This is a genomic window from Methylobacterium sp. V23, from assembly GCF_002917135.1.
Taxonomy (GTDB): domain Bacteria; phylum Pseudomonadota; class Alphaproteobacteria; order Rhizobiales; family Beijerinckiaceae; genus Methylobacterium.
In genome coordinates this window covers 1-16981 of sequence record NZ_PDHT01000031.1, presented here as the reverse complement: position 1 = coordinate 16981, position 16981 = coordinate 1, and the positions used below count along the sequence as shown (strand labels likewise).

Sequence of the window (16981 nt, the reverse complement as noted above, 5' to 3'; positions counted from 1 at the left end):
AATCCTATCAGGCCCCGTCCGAGAGGCCACCTGTCCGGCCCGGAATCGGTTCCGGGGTCGGGACCGAACCTGATAGACAGGCGCGGCTTGAAGCGGCGCCCCGAATGCCGGAACGGATGCCGCCTGCACGAGATGGGAACGGACCATGGTCGAGAAGACGGCGCGCGATGACGGCCCCCGCTCTCCTGCGCGGCCTCTGCCGCTCGACGGCATCCGCGTCCTCGACCTCTCGCGCGTGCTCGCCGGGCCCTGGAGCGCCATGTGCCTCGGCGACCTCGGCGCCGAGGTGATCAAGGTCGAGCATCCGGAACGCGGCGACGACACCCGCGACTGGGGCCTGCGTACGGGGCCCAGCAACACCTCGTACTTCGACGCCGCCAACCGCAACAAGCGCTCGATCACCCTCGACCTTGCCACCCCGGAGGGCCTTGCCGTGGCGCGCGACCTCGCCCGCACCTGCGACGTGGTGGTGCAGAACTTCAAGACCGGGGGCGCCGATCGCCTCGGCCTCGGCTACGCGACCTTGAGCGCCGAGAATCCGCGCCTGATCTACTGCTCGATCTCCGGCTACGCCTCGGACGGGCCGGAGGCGACCCGCCCGGGCTACGACATCGTGGTGCAGGGCGAGGCCGGCCTGATGGCGCTCAACGGCGAGGCCGAGCGGCCGCCCCTCAAGTTCGGCCTCGCGGCGGTCGACCTCTTCACGGGGCAATACGCCGCCCAAGGGGTGCTCGCCGCCCTGTTCGAGCGCGAGCGCACCGGGCGCGGGCGTCACATCGAGCTCGCCCTGTTCGATTGCGGATTGGCGCTCACCGCCTATTGCGGGCTGGAGGCGATGGTGCGCGGGCACGATCCTGTGCGCGCCGGCAACGCCCATCCGTCCATCGCCCCCTACGGCGTGTTCCAGGCCGGCGACGGGCCCATCGTGCTGGCGGTAGGCAACAACGGGCAGTACCGCCGCCTTTGCGAGTCGGTCCTGGCGCGACCGGACCTCGCCGCGGACCCGCGCTTCGCCACGAACCTGGAGCGCTCACGCAACCGCGCGCAGTTCCTGCCGGCGATCGAGGCCGAACTGGCCCGCTGGACCCGAGCCGACCTCATCGCCCGGCTGGACGCAGCCGGTATCCCCTGCGGCGAGGTCCTGGGCCTGCACGAGGCCCTGACCTCCGACCGCGCCCGCGCCGGCAATCTCGTGCTGCCGCAGGGCGGCGACGCCGATTCCGCTGCCCATGTCCCTGCCGCCCATGTCCCTGCCGCCCCTGTCCCTGCTGCCTACGTCCTCGCCCCACCCTACCGCCTCGACGGAGAGCGCCTGCCCGTCCGCCACATGCCGCCGGCCCTGGGGGCATCGAGCGCCGAGATCCGGGCAGACTGCGCGGCACGGCGGGCGGCGGAGGCCGAGCGCTCCGCGAGCGATCCGGTCAAACCGACAGGAGCGTGAACCCGAGGCTTTGGCCGAGGAACCGGGCCGTGATCCGACCCGGGCCGGTCAGGTCGAAGGGCACCGAGAGCGTACCCGTGGAGACGAGGCTGCCGGCCGGGATCGTCATGCCGCGCTCGCGCGCCACGGCCATCAGGTCGGTGAGTGCGGACAGGGGATCCGTCTCGTCCTCCCCCGTGACGGCCCGGACCCGCTCCACGCCGTCGACTTCGACCACGAGGCTGCGTGCCACTTCGGCGAGGTCTCCCGTGGCCAGCACGGGGCCGAGCACCAGGGCCTGGAAAGCCGAATTGTCGGCCGCGAAGCTCGGCCAGCCAACAGCACGGCGGTCGACGTAGCGAGACAGCACGAGCTCGAACGCCGCCCGGGTCTCGCCGACGACCTCGGCCGCCGGAACCACGGGAGCGTCGGGGGCGATGTCACGGGCGATTCCGTAGGCGATCTCGAACTCGATCGTCACCGCCCCGGCATGCGGCATCTGCAGTCGGGCCCCGTTCCCATGGAGCCGGTCCCGCAGCACCCGCCCGGCGATGGAGCGGCCGACTCCCGACCCGCGCTTGCCCTTGTGGCTGCCGATGGCGAGCTTCCAGCCAGCAGACTCCGCACCGAGCGCAGCCACGAGTCGGTCCTGGACGTCGTAGCCCTCGGACATCGTGCGCGGACGTACGGCCTCGGGCAGTTCAACGAGCTGCCGCCCCGCGCGATAGGCGGCCAGCAGCAGGTCCGCGGCAGGCTGGGGATCGAAGGCTTCGGGTACGGCTTCGGGCAGGATATCTGAGGGCAGGATATCTGAGGGCATGATATCTGACATGGCGAACCTCTTCGCGGCGTCGGGCCGGATACCCAGCCTCTAGCGGATATTTGCGTCGGCCGGTGGGCGATTCCGGCCGAGTGGGCTCGCTCGGCTTTCCGCCTCAGCGCGGGGCGCCACTGCGAGGGAGATCGGGCAGACGAAGCTGCGCCGTCGGCACCGATCCGGACCCGAAAACAGCGTCGAGAGGGCGTGACAGAACAAAGAGCCGGCCCCGTGGGTCTTCATCAACCGGCGCATTGGCCGAGCCCAGGGCTGAACGATCTTGCCGGCAACCGAATAATGCCGGCTGCGAAAAAGAGACTGTCGCCGCGCCATGATCTTGGGCGACCGGTGTCGGCGTGCAGGCGATCGCGCACGCGCGGCAGAGATATACCGAGACATGTTGGCAATTTCTATTGCCGGACGATCCATCCCGGCGGGGAACCGATCCGCGGGCGCGGAATTATACTTCCCGACATCACCCTCGGAGGAACGCCACGTGAAAATCTCGACGATTGCCGGAGCCGCTGCCATTTTCGCGATCACGGCCGGGACCGCGCTCGCCGCGCCCTGCAACACCGGTTCGACGAAGGGCACCAGCCCGGGCCAGCAGACGATGAACGACAAGAGCTCGACGGCCGACCAGGGCAGCAAGAACCTCGCGGGCGGCCAGCAGCCCGCCTCCCCCGGAACGGTCGGCGCGATGAACAACGTCGGCGCCAACCAGATGGTCGGTGATAAGCCTGGTTCGGAGGCCAAGAACGACCAGGGCGGCGGAGTCGGCACATCCAGCAAGAACCTCGCGGGCGGCCAGCAGCCGGCCTCGCCCGGGACGGTGGGTGCCATGAACAATGCCGGCGCGAACCAGGAGATCGGCAAGAAGGGCGACGATTGCTGATCGCCTGACGCCGACGGCACCATCAGGACGCCCGCCCGGTCTCGCCCGGGCGGGCTTTTTCATGCGCTTCGCCGGCGGCACCGGACGCCGCCTCCGGGACGGGAGATCCCGTCAGGCATCCCACGCACCGCCGACCAGGGCCTGTGTCCGGCTCCGCAAGGCCTGGAGGCTGCGGTAGCCGACCGAGGCCGCCACCTGGCGCGGCGCCTGTCCATCGACCGCGAGGGCGAGGGCCCGAACGACCCGGGCCCTCGCCCGCCATTGCCCGAAGGTCAGACCCGTCTCCCGGCGGAATCCTCGCGTCAGCGTCCGGCGGCTCAGGCCCGCCCACTCGGCCCAGGCATCGAGATCGCGTGCTCCTGCCGGGTCGTCGATCAACCCGAGGCAGACCCGGCGGAGCCGGGCATCGCGTGGCAGGGGCAGGGTCAGGCGCGTCTCGGGCGCGCGTCCGATCTCGTCGAGAATGATGGCCTCCAGGTGCCCGCCCCGGCCGGTCTCGTCGTAGAGCACAGGCTCGTTCGTGAGGGCGACCAGCGCCGCAGCGAGGAGGGCCGAGACTTCGATCACCCGGGCCCGAGCCGGAAAGCCGGCGATCGCCTCCCGTGCAAGATAGGCCGAGCACATCGCCACATCTCCGTGCATGACGACGGCGTGCGGCAGGCCCGGCGGAATCCACAGGGCATGGCCTTCCGGCACGACCCAGGTCCCAGCCTCCGCCGTGGCCATCATCAGGCCGGCGGTGGCGTAGAGGAACTGGGCCCGCGGATGGTGGTGCCAGTCCGTGCTGCTGCCGGCCGCGAAGGTTTTGGGCATCACCGCGACCGCACGCGGGACAACCTGGTAATCTTCCGCCCGGATCGAGCGCATCGGCGTCTCCCTGGCCCGATCGCGTACACATTCGGCCCGACGCCATTCAACGGGTCAGATAAACGGGAGGCAAGTCCCTGCGGAAGGCGGCCGGTGCGTCAGCACCAGCCGCAGCCCGGGAGGATTCCTGCCGGAGGAGAGGCCCGACCGATGGACGCCGAAACCCTGTCCCGTCGGACTCTGCGCTTCGTCAACGTGGCGCATGCCCTCGACCACTTCGTCCTGCTGATCTACCCCACCGCGGTGATCGCGATCGCGACGCAGACGGGCCTGAGCTACGGCGAACTGATCCAGCTCGCCACCGGCGCCTTCGTGGCCTTCGGGCTCTGCGCCCTGCCGATGGGCTGGCTCGCCGACCGGTTCGGGCGCCGCACCCTGCTGGCGATCTTCTTCTTCGGCTACGGCCTCTCCTGCTTCGGCGTGGCGAGCGCCGGCAACCCGACGGCGTTCATGGTGTGGCTCTGCGTGCTCGGGCTCGCCTCGGCCATCTATCACCCCGTCGGCTCCACCATGCTGGTGAGTCATGCCCGTCGTCTGGGGCGCGACCTCGGCGTGAACGGCGTCTGGGGTAATCTCGGGGCCGCCACAGCCTCCGGCGTGACGGCGCTCCTCGCCACGGCGTTCGGTTGGCAGGCGGCCTTCGTCGTGCCGGGCCTGTTCTGCCTCGCCTGTGGGGCGGCGTTCCTGGCCCTCGTGCCCGGCGACGGCACCGGATCGCAGGGCCAAGCCGGGGCAAAGCCCGTCATCCCGGTCGCGCGCCCGATCCCGCTTCTGCTGGTGTTCGCCTTCGCGATCGTGGCGGGCGGGATGACCTTCAACATCACCACGATCGCCCTGCCGAAGGTGGTCGACGAGCGCGTCGGCGACGGGCTGCCCCTGCTGCTGATCGGATCGGTGGCCACTCTCGTCTTCGTTTTCGGTGCCCTGACCCAACTGCTGATGGGCCGCCTGATCGACCGCTACAGCCTGCCGGTCCTCTTCCTCGGCCTGTCCGTCCTGCAGCCCCTCGGCCTCGGCCTCGCGGCGGCGAGCACGGGCGTCCCGCTCCTGGCCGGCCTCGTGCTGACGATGGCGGCCCTCTACGGGCAGGTCGTGATCAACGACGCGATGGTGGCCCGCTACGTGCCCCCGCTCTACCGCGCCAGGGCCTACAGCGTGCGCTACTTCCTCGGCTTTACCATCAGCGGGTTCGTGGTGCCGATGATCGCCCTGCTGCACGACCGGGGCGGATTCGGCCTCGTGCTGGGGATCGCGGCGGCATTCGGTGCCGTCATCTTCGCCGCCGCCCTCGGCTTCTTCGTCCTCACGCGGCAGCCGGTATCCCGCGCGGTCGCCCCCGCGGCGTGACGAGGGCGGCCTAGCCCTCGCTGTCCGGCATCGGCTCGGCGCGCAGGAAGTCGAAGTCGCAGCCCTCGTCCGCCTGCAGAACCGACCCGTAGAACAGGTGCGCGTAGCCGCGCCGTGCCCAGTCCGGTCGTTGCACCGGGCCGAGGGCGGCGCGGCGGGCCTCCAGTTCCGCGTCGTCCACGAGGACGTCGATGCGCCGGCCAGCGGTGTCGAGGCGGATGCGATCTCCGGTCTGGACGAGCCCGAGGGGACCGCCGACGGCCGATTCCGGCGTGATGTGGAGCACGATGGTGCCGAAGGCCGTGCCGCTCATCCGGGCGTCGGAGATGCGCACCATGTCCTTGATCCCGCGCGCCAGGAGCTTCTTCGGAATCGGCAGGTAGCCCGCCTCCGGCATGCCCGGCGCGCCCTTGGGACCGCCGTTCTGGAGCACGAGGACGTCGTCCGGCCGGACATCGAGGTCGAGGTCGTCGATCCGTGTGGTCATGTCGGCGATGGAGCTGAACACCACCGCCCGGCCGGTATGCTGGAGCAGGGCCGGGCTCGCGGCGCTGTGCTTGATCAGGGCGCCGCGCGGAGCGAGGTTGCCGCGCAGCACCGCCATGGCGCCCACAGGCTTGATCGGATCGTCGGCGGAGCGGATCACGGTCTGCCCCGGCACCGCCTCGGCCGCCGCCACCACGTCGCGCAGGGTCCCGCCCGCGACCGTGGCGGCCTCCAGGTCGATCAGCGATCCGAGGTTCCGGAGCAGGGCCGGCACGCCGCCGGCATGGTGGAAGTGCTCCATGTAGTGCTGGCCTGAGGGCTTCAGGTCAACGAGCACCGGCACCGCGCGCCCGAGGGTGTCGAAGGCGTCGAGGTCGATGCCGTGCGGCGTCCGGTTGGCGATGGCAGTCAGGTGGATCAGGCCGTTGGTCGAGCCACCGATCGCCTGCAGCACAACCTCGGCGTTGCGGAAGGCGGCTGGAGTGAGGAGCGCGCTCGGGCGCGGGCCGCCAGACAGGGCCATCTCGGTGGCGCGGCGCCCGCTCGATTCGGCGATGCGGATCCGCTCGGCATGGGGCGCCGGCACCGTGGCGCTCATCGGCAGGGACAGGCCGAGCGCCTCCGTCACGCAGGCCATGGTGCTGGCGGTGCCCATCACCATGCAGGTGCCCACCGAGGGGGCGAGGCGGCCGTTGACGCGCTCGATCTCGTCTTCGTCGATCTCGCCGGCGCGGTGCGCGCTCCAGAGCCGGCGGCAATCGGTGCAGGCGCCCAGCACCTCGCCCTTGTGATGGCCGACCACCATGGGACCGACGGGGATGACCACGGTCGGCAGGTCGACGCTGGCCGCCGCCATGATCTGCGCCGGCAGGGTCTTGTCGCAGCCGCCGATGACGATGACGGCGTCCATCGGCTGGGCCCGCAGCATCTCCTCGGTGTCCATCGCCATGAGGTTGCGCAGGAACATCGAGGTCGGGTGCGCGAAGCTCTCGTGGATCGAGATCGTCGGGAACACCATGGGCAGGCCGCCGGCCAGCATCACCCCGCGCTTGGCCGCCTCGATCAGGGCCGGGGCATTGCCGTGGCACGGATTGTAGTCGCTCGCCGTGTTGGTGATGCCCACGATGGGCCGGTCGAGGGCGTCGTCCGAGTAGCCCGCCGCCTTGATGAAGGCCTTGCGCAGGAACAGGGAGAAGCCCGCGTCGCCGTAGCTGGTGAGGCCCTTGCGCAGACCCTTGCTCATGATGCTCGTCCGGTTCCGGGGGTCAGGGGGCCACGCGGGCCCGCGGGTCGACGCGGGCGATGCGCGACAGGAGGTAGTCGACCTCCGCCCGGCCCTGCGCCGACAGGCTCGCGGCCGGTTTGCGCTGGGCGTCCGAGGCGAAGATCCCGCGCTTCCGGAAGACGTACTTGCGCACCGCCAGGCCCAGGGGGCCCTGCTGCTGTTCGTATCGCAAATACGGCAGGTGCGCGTCGAAGAGGTCGTGGGCCGCATCGCGCTCGCCGGCCCGCGACAGGCGCACGACGTCGACGAGCATCTCCGGGAAGGCGTAGCCGGTATTGGCCCCGTCCGCGCCGCGCTCCATCTCGAAGTCGAGGAACAGGCCGCCGTTGCCGGTGAGGATCGCGATGTGGCGCATCGAGCCATCCTGCTCGAAGCCGCGCAGGGCGGTGATCTTGTCGAGGCCCGGCCAGTCCTCGTGCTTGAGCATGACGCAGGACGGGGTCTCGGTGACGATCCGGCGGATGACGGCGGGCGTCATCACCACCGAGAAGGTGAGCGGGTAATCCTGGATCACGAAGGGCACGTCGGGGCCGATCGCCTCGGCGGCGTTGCGGTAATAGGCCACCACCTGGTCGTCGGTGCGCAGGGTGTTGGGCGGCCCGATCATGACGCCGGCCGCACCCAGCTCCATCACCTCCCGGGCGAGCGAGCGCATGGCCGCGAAGCCCGGGGCCGAGACGCCCACGAGGACGGGCACGTCCATGCGCCCGATGACCCGCCGGGCGATGGCCACCGCCTCGGCATGGTCGAGCTTCGGCGCCTCGCCGAGCTGGCCCAGGATGGTGAGGCCGTCGATGCCCGCGCCGAGGAAGAAATCCGACATCCGGTCGAGGGAGGCCTCGTCGACCCGGCCGTCGGGATGGAAGGGCGTCGGGGCGATCGGGATCACGCCCTTGATCGCGCTGGTGAGAGCCATGGTGTCCTCCGGAGTAGCAGAATCGCCCGCGCGGCCGTGCCGCCCGGAACCTCGGGGCGTCAGACGCTGGGGATCAGCCCGCCATCGACCCGGGTCACCGACCCGGTGACGTAGGCGGCCCGGGCGCTCGCCAGGAAGGCGACGACGTCGCCGTACTCGCGCGGATCGCCGTAGCGCCCGAGGGGGATCGCGGCCGTGCTCTCGGCCGTCACGGCCTCCACGGCGCGGCCCTCGCGCGCGGCCTTGGCGTTGTCGAGGAACAGGATGCGCTGCGTCGCGATGCGGCCGGGGAGTACGACGTTGACCGTGACGCCGTCGGCCCCGACCTCCCGCGCCAGGGTCTTGGACCAGCCGACCAGGGAGAGCCGCAGCGCGTTCGAGATCGCGAGGTTCGGGATCGGCGCGACGACGCCGGAGGAGGTGCTGGTGATGACCCGGCCCCATTTCCGGGCGCGCATGCTCGGCAGGACCCGGTCGGTGATCGCGATGACCGAGACCACCATGGCGTGGAAGTGCTGGGCCCAGAGCTCGGGCGCCTGGCCCGAGGCCGGCGTCGGCGGCGGGCCGCCGGTGTTGTTGACGAGGATGTCCACGGGGCCGAGCCGCGCCTCGATGGCGGCGACGTGCCCCTCGATCTGCGACAGGTCGGCCAGGTCCCAGGTCAGGGCCATCCCCTCCGACCCGGTCGACGCGATGGCCGCGAGGGTGGGCGCGAGGGCACCGGCATCGATGTCGGCCGCCGCGACCCGGGCGCCCTCGGCCGCCAGCGCCGTGGCGATGGCGCGCCCGAGGCCTCCGCCGGCTCCGAGGACGAGGGCCGTCCTGCCGCGCAATCCGAGATCCATCGGCCGCTCCTCCGCGCTGAACACTCTCGACGGGCGGTCGAGGCGTGTCCCGGGGGCGGTGTGCTCCACCCTCCGGCGAAGGCTGTTCTACAGGCTTGCGGCGGCGGCGATAAGCGGGGGGCGACGACGTTCCGCCGGTCCGGGAGGGAAAACTCGCCGGGCCGGGGCCGGGATCCGGTGACTAGGCCGGCCGCTCAGACCGGATGAGCGCCGGCGTCGATCAGCCGTTGGTAGTGGCCGAGCCAGGCCTGGATCATGCGGGCGAACAGGCCGTCGGCGGCCGGGCTGCGCGGCAGGACGGACGGGGAGACGGTAGGGGAAGCGGACATGGCGATCTCGCGCAGTCGGGACGGGGGCGAGCAGGACGCTCGCGATGAGCGTGATCTGGGCCCGATGTTGCGCTGCAGCAATCGCTCTGACGGCGGGACGATGATGCGCTCCATGCATGGCAAGGCAGGAATTTCTTAACCGTCCTGTGCGTGGCGCGGCCGAGCCGCCGGCCGCGCTCAGTCCGCCCTTTGCAGGGCCTCCGGGTTGACGAGGTTCGGAGGCGCGACGCCGCGCAGGATGCACAGCATCGCCTCGGCGGCGCCGAGGCCCATCACCCGCAGGCTCGCGGCACTGGTGCCGGCGACGTGCGGGGTCAGGAGCAGGTTCGGGCAGGCGAAGTAGGGATGGTCCGCGGGTAGCGGCTGGGTCTCGAACACGTCGAGGGCCGCACCCCCGATCGCCCCCGCCCGCAGGGCCGCCGCGAGGGCGTCGTCCCGCACGATGGGACCGCGCGCCACGTTGATCAGCACGGCGTCGGGCCGCATCCGGCCGATCAGCCCCGCATCGACGAGGCCACGGGTCTCGGGCGTCAGCGGGCAGGCGACCACCACGGCGTCGCTTTCCGCGAACAGGGTCTCCCGGTCCACCGGCTCGATCAGTCCGCCGGCGGTGTTCGGGCTTCGGGAATGGCCGAGCACCCGCAGGCCGAAGCCGTGGCGGGCGATGGCGGCGACCCGGCGGCCGATCTCCCCGGTGCCGAGGACGCCGAGGGTCGTCCCGCCGATCTCGCCGAGGTCGCTCGCCCGGGATTTCGCCGGGAGCCAGCCGGCTTCGCGCAGGGTGCGGTCCAGGGGCGCCAACTGGCGGCGCAGGTGGAGCAGGGCCGCGAAAACGTACTCGGCCACCGCCTGGGTGTTGCTGCCGGGCAGGTTGGCCACCGGGATGCCGCGGGCCGTCGCAGCCTCCAGGGGTACGAAGTCGAGCCCGACCCCGTGGCGCACGATGCCGCGCAGGAGCGGCGCGTGGTCGAGGATGTCGTCGGGCAATTGCGCCCGCACGATCAGGCCTGCCGCCTCGGCCGCCAGGGCCCGCAGGGTCTCGGGCCGGGTGTCCGCGGCGGTGAGCACCCGGGCCTCGCCCGAGAGCCGGGCGACGGCCTCCGGATGGATGGGATTGGTCAGGACCACCAGGGGGCGGAGGTCTGGCGATCTTTCCTGCCGGGATACGCTCACGCTGGGTCTGCCTTCGGAAATGCGGGCGGGGCCGATCCGGGATCGGGCGGCGTGCAGTGGCTCAGGGGTCCTGCCCCGCCACCTCGGTGCGGGCCTTGAGGATCTCGATGAGCGCGCGGTCGCGGCGCTCCGCCAGGACCGCGAGCGAGCGGCCGGCAGCCTCCGCCTCGATCCCGGCGACGATCCGGTCCTTGACGTCCTCGGTCAACTCCGGGGTCCCGAGGCTGGCCCAGCGCCGGACCTGGCTCGGACCGAGGTGGTCGAGATAGTGCCGGATGCCGCCCGCCCCGCCCCCGAGATGATAGGTCATGTGCGGCCCCATCGCGGCCCAGCGCAGGCCCGGGCCGTTGCACAGGGCGGCGTCGATGTCGGCGACACTCGCCACCCCTTCGGCCACGAGGTTGACGGCTTCTCGGTAGAGGGCCGAGGCGAGGCGGTTGGCGATATGGCCCGGCATCTCGCGGGCGAGCACCACCGGCCGGCGCCCGAGCCGGGCGTAGAAGGCGGCGGCCCGGGCCGCCGTGGCGGGGTCGCCGGCCACGATCTCCACCAGGGGCACGAGGTGGGGCGGGTGGAACGGGTGCGCCACCACGATCCGCTCGGGCCGGGCGCAGTCGGCCACGAGGGCGCTGCGCAGCATCGCCGAGGTGCTCGAGGCGACGAGGATCGACGGGGGCAGCCGGCGATCGACCTCCGCCAGCAGGGCGCGCTTGACCGCCTCGTTCTCCGGCGCGTTCTCCTGCACGAAGCCCGTGCCCGCGAGCGCGTCCTCCAGACGGTCGTGGAAGCGCAGCGTGCCCTGCCCGGTCAGGCCGAGTTCGGCCAGCTGCGTCCGCGCTGCCTCGACCGCGCGGACGGCCGCCGCCGCGAAGCCGGGCGCCGGGTCGTAGGCCGCCACGTCGAGGCCGTGGGCGAGGAACAGGGCCGCCCAGCTGGCGCCCAGGGTTCCGCAGCCCAACACGGTGACCCGTTCGATTTCATCCATTTCAATGGCTGTCAAAACTCTCTCCCGGGCGGGTTTACTTTCGAATCCAGAATACGCTTATTCAACCCTGTACCGACCGTTTTCGCGGCGGACGAAGTGGGCGACACGACCCGCGACCGGAGGAAGCCGATGTTCAAGCGCCACGCGACCGCGCGCGCAGCTCTGCTCGTTCTCGCGACCTTGGGGGGCCTCGGCAGCGCCCGGGCCGAGGATGTGGTGCGCCTCGGCAACCTGAAATTCGCCCATTACGGCGCCATCTCCTACATGAAGGAGATCGCTCCGAAATTCGGCCTGAAGATCGACGAGAAGGTCTTCGCCAAGGGGGCCGACATCTACCCCGCCATGGCGGTGGACCAGATCGACATCTCGGCCTCGGGCGCCGACGGCGCCGTGGCCGCGCGCGGCAACGGCGTGAAGCTCTACGTGGTGGCGGGCTTCGCCAATGGCGGCGTGCGCATCCTGCGCCGGCCCGACCTCGACACCGTCAAGACCCTCAAGGACGTGAAGGGCCTGAAGGTCGCCACCGTCCGCGGCGGCACCCAGGACCTGATGCTCCTGGCCGAACTCGACAAGCACGGGATGACCTGGTCCGAGCGGGCCGGCAAGGACGTGCAGCTGATCTACTTCAACAACTACGCCGACCTGAACCAGGCCCTGGCGCAGAAATACGTCGACGTGATCTGCCAGAGCGAGCCGCAATCGACCCAGGCCATCAGCGCCGGCTACGCCACCGAGGTGGTCAAGCCCTACGACACGCCCATCGGCGTGCCGGTGCGTCCGCTGGTGATGACCGAGAAGATGTACAACGAGCGTCCCGAGGTCGCCGCCAAGGTGCTCAAGCTGTTCGTCGCCGCCACGAAGGCCTTCATCGACGACCCGGCGCTGGCCGAGAAATACGTCCGCGAGACCGTGTTCAAGGGCCAGCTCTCGAGCCAGGATTTCCGCGACGGCATGGCCAACGCCAAGTACACCTACGACGTGCCGGCCGGGCACATGCAGACCACGACCGACTACATGGTCAAGTACGGCCTCGGTAAGATGGTGAACCCGCCGAAATCCGATGCCGAGTGGGTGAAGACCGACCTCCTCGACAAGGCCAAAGCCGAACTCAAGACGAACTGAGCGGACCCATGCATCGGCTCCGCGGCGCGATCGTCCCCCTCGTTCTCCTGATCCTGTGGGAGGTGCTGAGCCGGGCCGGCGTGTTCTCCCCCATCGTGCTGCCGCCGCCGAGCGCGGTGGCGGTGAAGTGGTACCAGGGCATCCTGCCCGGGCTGCCCTACGACCCGGCGACCGAAGGCTACTGGCACTGGGTGTTCTCCGGCGAGATGCCCCACGACGCCATCGCCAGTCTTGCCCGGGTCCTCACCGGGTTCTGCCTCGGCGCCGGCCTCGCGGTGCCGGTCGGGCTCCTGCTCGGGACCAGCGACCGGCTCTACGGTCTGTTCAGCCCGCTCCTCGAGATCCTGCGGCCGATCCCGCCCATCGCGTACATTCCCCTCGCCATCGTCTGGTTCGGCCTCGGCAATCCGCCGGCGCTGTTCCTGATCGCGCTGGGCACCTTCTTCCCCGTGCTGGTCAACACCATCGCGGGGGTGCGCCAGGTGGATTCGATCTACATCCGCGCGGCCCGCAACCTCGGGGCCGGTTCCTGGACAATGTTTCGCCGGGTGATCCTGCCGGCGGCGAGCCCCTTCGTGCTCGCGGGCATGCGCATCGGCATCGGCACCGCCTTCATCGTGGTCATCGTCGCCGAGATGATCGCGGTCTCGGACGGGCTCGGCTACCGCATCCTGGAGGCCCGCGAGTACATGTGGTCCGACAAGATCATCGGCGGCATGCTGACCATCGGCGTCCTCGGGCTCATCATCGACGGGGCGATGTCGCGCCTCAACGACCACCTCCTGCGCTGGCATCGCGGCCTTGAACGCTGAACCGGGACGCCTGATCATGTCGGCGCAAATCGAGATCGCCCACGCCAGCAAGGTGTTCGGGACGGGCGCCGGCGCCGTGCCGGCCCTGGACGACATCACCGCCACGGTGCCGGAGGGGCAGTTCCTCTGCCTGCTCGGGCCGTCCGGCTGCGGCAAGTCCACCCTGCTCAACGCCATCGCGGGCTTCACCCCGCTCAGCGCCGGGCAGATCATCATGGGCGGCCGCCCCGTCACCGAGCCCGGACCCGACCGCGGCATGGTCTTCCAGGAATACGCGCTGTTCCCCTGGATGAACGTGGAGGACAACGTCCGCTTCGGTCTCGACATCCGGGGCGTGCCGCGGACCGACGCCACGGTGACGGTGGACCGCATCGTCGCCACCCTCGGCCTGTCGGATTTCCGCAAGCGCTACCCGAAGGACCTCTCGGGCGGCATGCGCCAGCGCGTGGCCATCGCCCGCATCCTGGCCCTCGACCCGCCGGTGATGCTGATGGACGAGCCCTTCGGGGCCCTCGACGCCCTGACCCGGCGGACCCTGCAGGACGAGTTGCTGCGGATCTGGGCCGAGTACCGCAAGACGGTGATCTTCGTCACCCATTCCATCGAGGAGGCGATCTACCTCGCGGACCGCATCCTGGTGATGACCTACCGGCCGGGGCGCATCAAGCGCGACATGACGGTGGAGATTCCGCGCCCGCGCGACACCGCCGCGGGCGAGTTCAACGCCCTCAAGCGCGAACTCGCCGGCCTCGTGATGGCCGAGCAGCAGCGCTTTACCAGCGCGGAGCTGCACGGGGCGGCCGTGGATTGAGCGCAGTCCTGGCGCACCGACATCTGGCGCACCGACATCTTGCGACCCGACAGAAGAACGCCCGCAGGCCGGTGGGCCGCGGGCGCTGAAGGTTGTTGCCAATCACCCGAGGACCAGCACGGGCAGCCCGGGAATGAAAGCGGTTCGGACGCCGGCTGGCAAGATGAAAAGCGTCAATTGATCGGTGCACCTGTTCGGAACGACCGCTTTTCAGAATGGCCGCTTTTCAGAATGGCCCTTGGCCCAGGCTCTCCGCCAATTGGAGTGCCTCGAGGACGGCCTTGCCGATGCGGTCCGCCTCGTCCTCACCGGCGGCATTGGCCAGGACGACGGCCACGGGCCGGGGAACCGACAGCGCCTGTGCTCCGACGGTGACCTGAAGCTCGTCGCCGTGGGGCGCTTCGATGCGGCGCAGGCCGACCCGCAGGCCGGCCGCTTCCCCGAAGACGCGCTCCAGGCCTGCCAGGGCCTCCCGGCTCGTGCCGAAATCGCCCGTGATGACATCAGCCATGGGTTCTCTTCCTTCGGGTCGACGAGGCGGATGCGCGGACCCGGTCGCCGACGGACCCGGCGAAGGGGCGCGGGGCGATCAGGAGGTCGACCATTCCCGCTTGACCTCTTCGGCCGGCCGGTCGAGGCGCACGGTGTTGCCCTCGACGGACTGGACGAAGTCGACCGGGATGAAATGGTGAAGGCCGCCCGCCGCCGCGTCCTTCTTCGTCAACTTGATCTCGCCCTTGTCGACGTGATCGACGGTGCCGACATGGGCGCCGTCCGAGCCGACCACGTCGGCATGTTCCTTGATCTGCGAGACGTCGACCATCGGTTTCACTCCCTGTTCCCACGTCAACGGGAGCCGCGAGGCGGTGTTCCGGTCGTCAGGAGGAGGGGCAGGATGGGGTGCCGGCGCGGTCGCGCCGCGCGGCGCGCGCCATGTTGATGAGTTCGCGGGCGGTGAGGCCGCCTGCCGAAGTTTGGGGTGTATCCGGCCGCGCGGTGGCGGCCTTGGTGGTCAGGACCGGTCGGCCCAGGGCGAGGCCGCTGGATTGCAGCGTGGTGTCGTGGCTGCGCCAGAGCCGCCGGAGCCGCAGGGCCCGCGCCTTGTCGGCCCGGGTTTCCTCCGTTCGGGCGCCGCGCACCCGCGTGTCGATCTCTGCCGTCATACGTCCCCGTCCCGTTCCTGTGGACAGGCGAATAGCAAAGCTTGCCTGTGAACGACATTCTTGAAGTGGCGCTTCCCTGCGCTAAGGCGTCCAGGCGCAGGGTGTATCTGTCCGGCTGTGCGAGCAGGCGTCCGGGGTCTCGCCTCGGGCCCAGGCCAGGCGGCCGAGGGTGGCGAGATCAATCGCGTCGCCCTCCCCCCGCTCCACGGACTGGATCACCAAAACATCGACCTCGGCCAGGAAGGCCAGGTCGTCCACGGGAAAGCCAGGTCGTCCACGGGAAAGCCAGGTCCTCCACGGGAAGGCCGAGGCGCAACCGGGCGGCGCGCAGGTTTCGGGCGAGGGTCATCAGGAAGGCGCGCGTTTCGGCGGACCGGTCGGGCATGCCCCCATATGGGGGACGGCGCCGAGCGCGGGTCAGGCTGTGCGGCGTTTGGCGCCGCGTCGGCGGCAGGGCTCCAGGTTCCCGATCCTGTTCGCCGCAGGCCCGGCCCTTCATCAATCCTTAACCATGATGCGTCAGGGTGTGCTCAAGCCGGTGGCGCCTTCGGGGGGCCAGACCGGCGACGGCCATGCCGCCGGATCGGGTGACGCCGGATGTACGCGCACCGGATCCTGGCGGGCATGCCCGTCGGATTCGCGGAATCGCGAAACCCTCTGCCCGGATGCGGCGTTGATGCTGATCCCTCGGGCAGGGTCTCGCCTCGGGCCCCCCGCGTGCTCGGACAGCCTGCCTCAACCCGACGCCTCCGGACGGTGACGCATGGCCCTCCTCTTCGCCCTCCTCCTCATCGGCATTCCCATGGCGCTGGCCGCGATGGAGCTCGCCCGCATGCGCGCTTCGCGCCCTCTCTGAGGGGACGAGCCCAGACCCGCGGCGAAGGAGGATCTCCTCCGCAGAGATGCTCCGGCGAGCCTCTCCGAAGGGGTGGCCCCGCCCGCGGTCGATTGGGGGGAACGCGAAGCAGGGCCACACTGGCCATCGGGGGGACGCGGCCAGCCCTTCGACTGTGACAGGCACGTCGGGCGGCGGCATTCACCCACGTTACGTCCCGAGCAAGAAGGGGCCTGTGCCGCGCGGAGCTTCGTCCGAACGGCCCCCGCAGGGGCGCGGCCCCTCCGGAATCGGCTCAGCGCAACAAGCGCTCCTGCAGGAAGCGGTCCTTGCGACGCTTCGAGACGTAGGACCGGGCAGCGTAGCCGAGGGCGAATCCGAGGGCGATCATGACCAGGACGGCCAGGAACTGGAGCAGGAACGAGATCAGGACGCCGAGCGCGATGCCGAGGGCGAAGAGCGCGTAGCCGGTGCCGCGGGTGCGCGGCTTGCTCATTTCCACGGTGGCGGCCAGGCGGACCACGTGGATGTTCCGCTGGATCGAACCCCGGAGGGATTCGAGCCTTGCGCCGAAAGTGTTGGAGGCGGGCATCGGGCGTCGCTCTGCGTGAAGACGGGTGGTGAATCGACCACGCACCAGCCTATCGCAAGCGCATCGGCTGGGTGAAGGGCAGCCCCGAGCAGGCGCTTCGGCTGTCCCGTCCCATCGGCGCTCGTTCGGCGCGGTCGCGACCGCGTCAGGTCATTCCCGAGGTAGGGCGTACGGCCGTGCTCAGAAGGCGTTGGTGCGGCGGGTGATTTCGGCCAGGACGGTGCGCAGGAGGATCTGGAGGTCGAGGCGCAGGCTCTGGTTCTCGATGTACCAGAGGTCGA

General features: G+C 70.6%; 19 protein-coding genes. 6 read left to right on the top strand and 13 right to left on the bottom strand.

Annotation, left to right across the window (positions count from 1 at the left end; translation table 11 throughout):
- Positions 1-145 precede the first annotated feature (145 nt).
- Positions 146-1441 carry a CoA transferase gene (locus CRT23_RS22145; RefSeq protein ID WP_103711826.1) on the top strand — a complete coding sequence of 432 codons (1296 nt, stop codon included), beginning with the start codon at positions 146-148 and terminating at the stop codon, positions 1439-1441.
- Here CRT23_RS22145 and CRT23_RS22140 read toward each other — a convergent pair.
- On the bottom strand, positions 1422-2252 hold the full coding sequence (locus CRT23_RS22140) for a fumarylacetoacetate hydrolase family protein (RefSeq protein WP_245436479.1): 831 nt from the start codon (positions 2250-2252) through the stop codon (positions 1422-1424). The genes CRT23_RS22145 and CRT23_RS22140 overlap by 20 nt on opposite strands.
- Before the next feature lie 481 nt (positions 2253-2733).
- Here CRT23_RS22140 and CRT23_RS22135 point away from each other — a divergent pair, with 481 nt between their 5' ends.
- A complete protein-coding gene (locus CRT23_RS22135; protein ID WP_055951708.1) occupies positions 2734-3132 on the top strand; it encodes a hypothetical protein in 399 nt (132 codons plus the stop codon).
- Between the two features lie 111 nt (positions 3133-3243).
- Here CRT23_RS22135 and CRT23_RS22130 read toward each other — a convergent pair whose 3' ends face one another.
- Positions 3244-3999, bottom strand: a complete 756-nt coding sequence (locus CRT23_RS22130; RefSeq protein WP_103711825.1) for a helix-turn-helix transcriptional regulator — start codon at positions 3997-3999, stop codon at positions 3244-3246.
- A 150-nt stretch (positions 4000-4149) separates the two neighbouring features.
- On the opposite strand from CRT23_RS22130, the gene CRT23_RS22125 reads away from it, so the two are divergent.
- On the top strand, positions 4150-5346 hold the full coding sequence (locus tag CRT23_RS22125; protein ID WP_103711824.1) for an MFS transporter: 1197 nt from the start codon (positions 4150-4152) through the stop codon (positions 5344-5346).
- A gap of 10 nt (positions 5347-5356) precedes the next feature.
- Here the strand turns inward: CRT23_RS22125 and CRT23_RS22120 are convergent, their stop codons facing one another.
- From CRT23_RS22120 to CRT23_RS22100, 6 genes are all read right to left on the bottom strand, one after another.
- Positions 5357-7075 carry an IlvD/Edd family dehydratase gene (locus tag CRT23_RS22120; protein WP_103711823.1) on the bottom strand — a complete coding sequence of 573 codons (1719 nt, stop codon included), beginning with the start codon at positions 7073-7075 and terminating at the stop codon, positions 5357-5359.
- A 22-nt stretch (positions 7076-7097) separates the two neighbouring features.
- Positions 7098-8033: a dihydrodipicolinate synthase family protein gene (locus tag CRT23_RS22115; protein ID WP_103711822.1), complete on the bottom strand. Its 936-nt coding sequence runs from the start codon at positions 8031-8033 to the stop codon at positions 7098-7100.
- Positions 8034-8092: 59 nt separating this feature from the next.
- Positions 8093-8878 (bottom strand): SDR family oxidoreductase, encoded by a 786-nt coding sequence (locus tag CRT23_RS22110; RefSeq protein ID WP_103711821.1) that lies wholly within the window; start codon positions 8876-8878, stop codon positions 8093-8095.
- A 194-nt stretch (positions 8879-9072) separates the two neighbouring features.
- Complete coding sequence (locus CRT23_RS29655) at positions 9073-9207, bottom strand: hypothetical protein (RefSeq protein WP_280951998.1); 135 nt, start codon at positions 9205-9207, stop codon at positions 9073-9075.
- Positions 9208-9384: 177 nt separating this feature from the next.
- On the bottom strand, positions 9385-10335 hold the full coding sequence (locus CRT23_RS22105) for an NAD(P)-dependent oxidoreductase (protein WP_245436477.1): 951 nt from the start codon (positions 10333-10335) through the stop codon (positions 9385-9387).
- Between the two features lie 106 nt (positions 10336-10441).
- Entirely contained in the window at positions 10442-11380 is a 939-nt protein-coding gene (locus CRT23_RS22100; RefSeq protein WP_245436476.1) for a 3-hydroxyacyl-CoA dehydrogenase NAD-binding domain-containing protein, read from the bottom strand.
- Between the two features lie 114 nt (positions 11381-11494).
- Between CRT23_RS22100 and CRT23_RS22095 the strand changes: the two genes are divergently transcribed.
- The 3 genes from CRT23_RS22095 to CRT23_RS22085 are packed head-to-tail and all read left to right on the top strand — an operon-like array spanning position 11495 to position 14110.
- Positions 11495-12487 (top strand): ABC transporter substrate-binding protein, encoded by a 993-nt coding sequence (locus CRT23_RS22095; protein ID WP_082513001.1) that lies wholly within the window; start codon positions 11495-11497, stop codon positions 12485-12487.
- Positions 12488-12495: 8 nt separating this feature from the next.
- Complete coding sequence (locus CRT23_RS22090) at positions 12496-13299, top strand: ABC transporter permease (protein WP_055951730.1); 804 nt, start codon at positions 12496-12498, stop codon at positions 13297-13299.
- 16 nt (positions 13300-13315) lie between these two features.
- A complete protein-coding gene (locus CRT23_RS22085) occupies positions 13316-14110 on the top strand; it encodes an ABC transporter ATP-binding protein (RefSeq protein WP_103711818.1) in 795 nt (264 codons plus the stop codon).
- Between the two features lie 226 nt (positions 14111-14336).
- Here the strand turns inward: CRT23_RS22085 and CRT23_RS22080 are convergent, their stop codons facing one another.
- The 5 genes from CRT23_RS22080 to CRT23_RS22065 form a co-directional block, all read right to left on the bottom strand.
- Positions 14337-14621, bottom strand: coding sequence for a hypothetical protein (locus CRT23_RS22080; protein ID WP_103711817.1), 285 nt, complete (start codon positions 14619-14621; stop codon positions 14337-14339).
- 78 nt (positions 14622-14699) lie between these two features.
- Entirely contained in the window at positions 14700-14933 is a 234-nt protein-coding gene (locus CRT23_RS22075; protein WP_055951739.1) for a DUF2171 domain-containing protein, read from the bottom strand.
- A 55-nt stretch (positions 14934-14988) separates the two neighbouring features.
- Positions 14989-15273, bottom strand: a complete 285-nt coding sequence (locus CRT23_RS22070) for a hypothetical protein (RefSeq protein WP_103711816.1) — start codon at positions 15271-15273, stop codon at positions 14989-14991.
- 81 nt (positions 15274-15354) lie between these two features.
- A complete protein-coding gene (locus CRT23_RS28625; protein WP_181017431.1) occupies positions 15355-15531 on the bottom strand; it encodes a hypothetical protein in 177 nt (58 codons plus the stop codon).
- Between the two features lie 872 nt (positions 15532-16403).
- Positions 16404-16700: a hypothetical protein gene (locus CRT23_RS22065; RefSeq protein WP_103711815.1), complete on the bottom strand. Its 297-nt coding sequence runs from the start codon at positions 16698-16700 to the stop codon at positions 16404-16406.
- Positions 16701-16981: the final 281 nt, after the last annotated feature.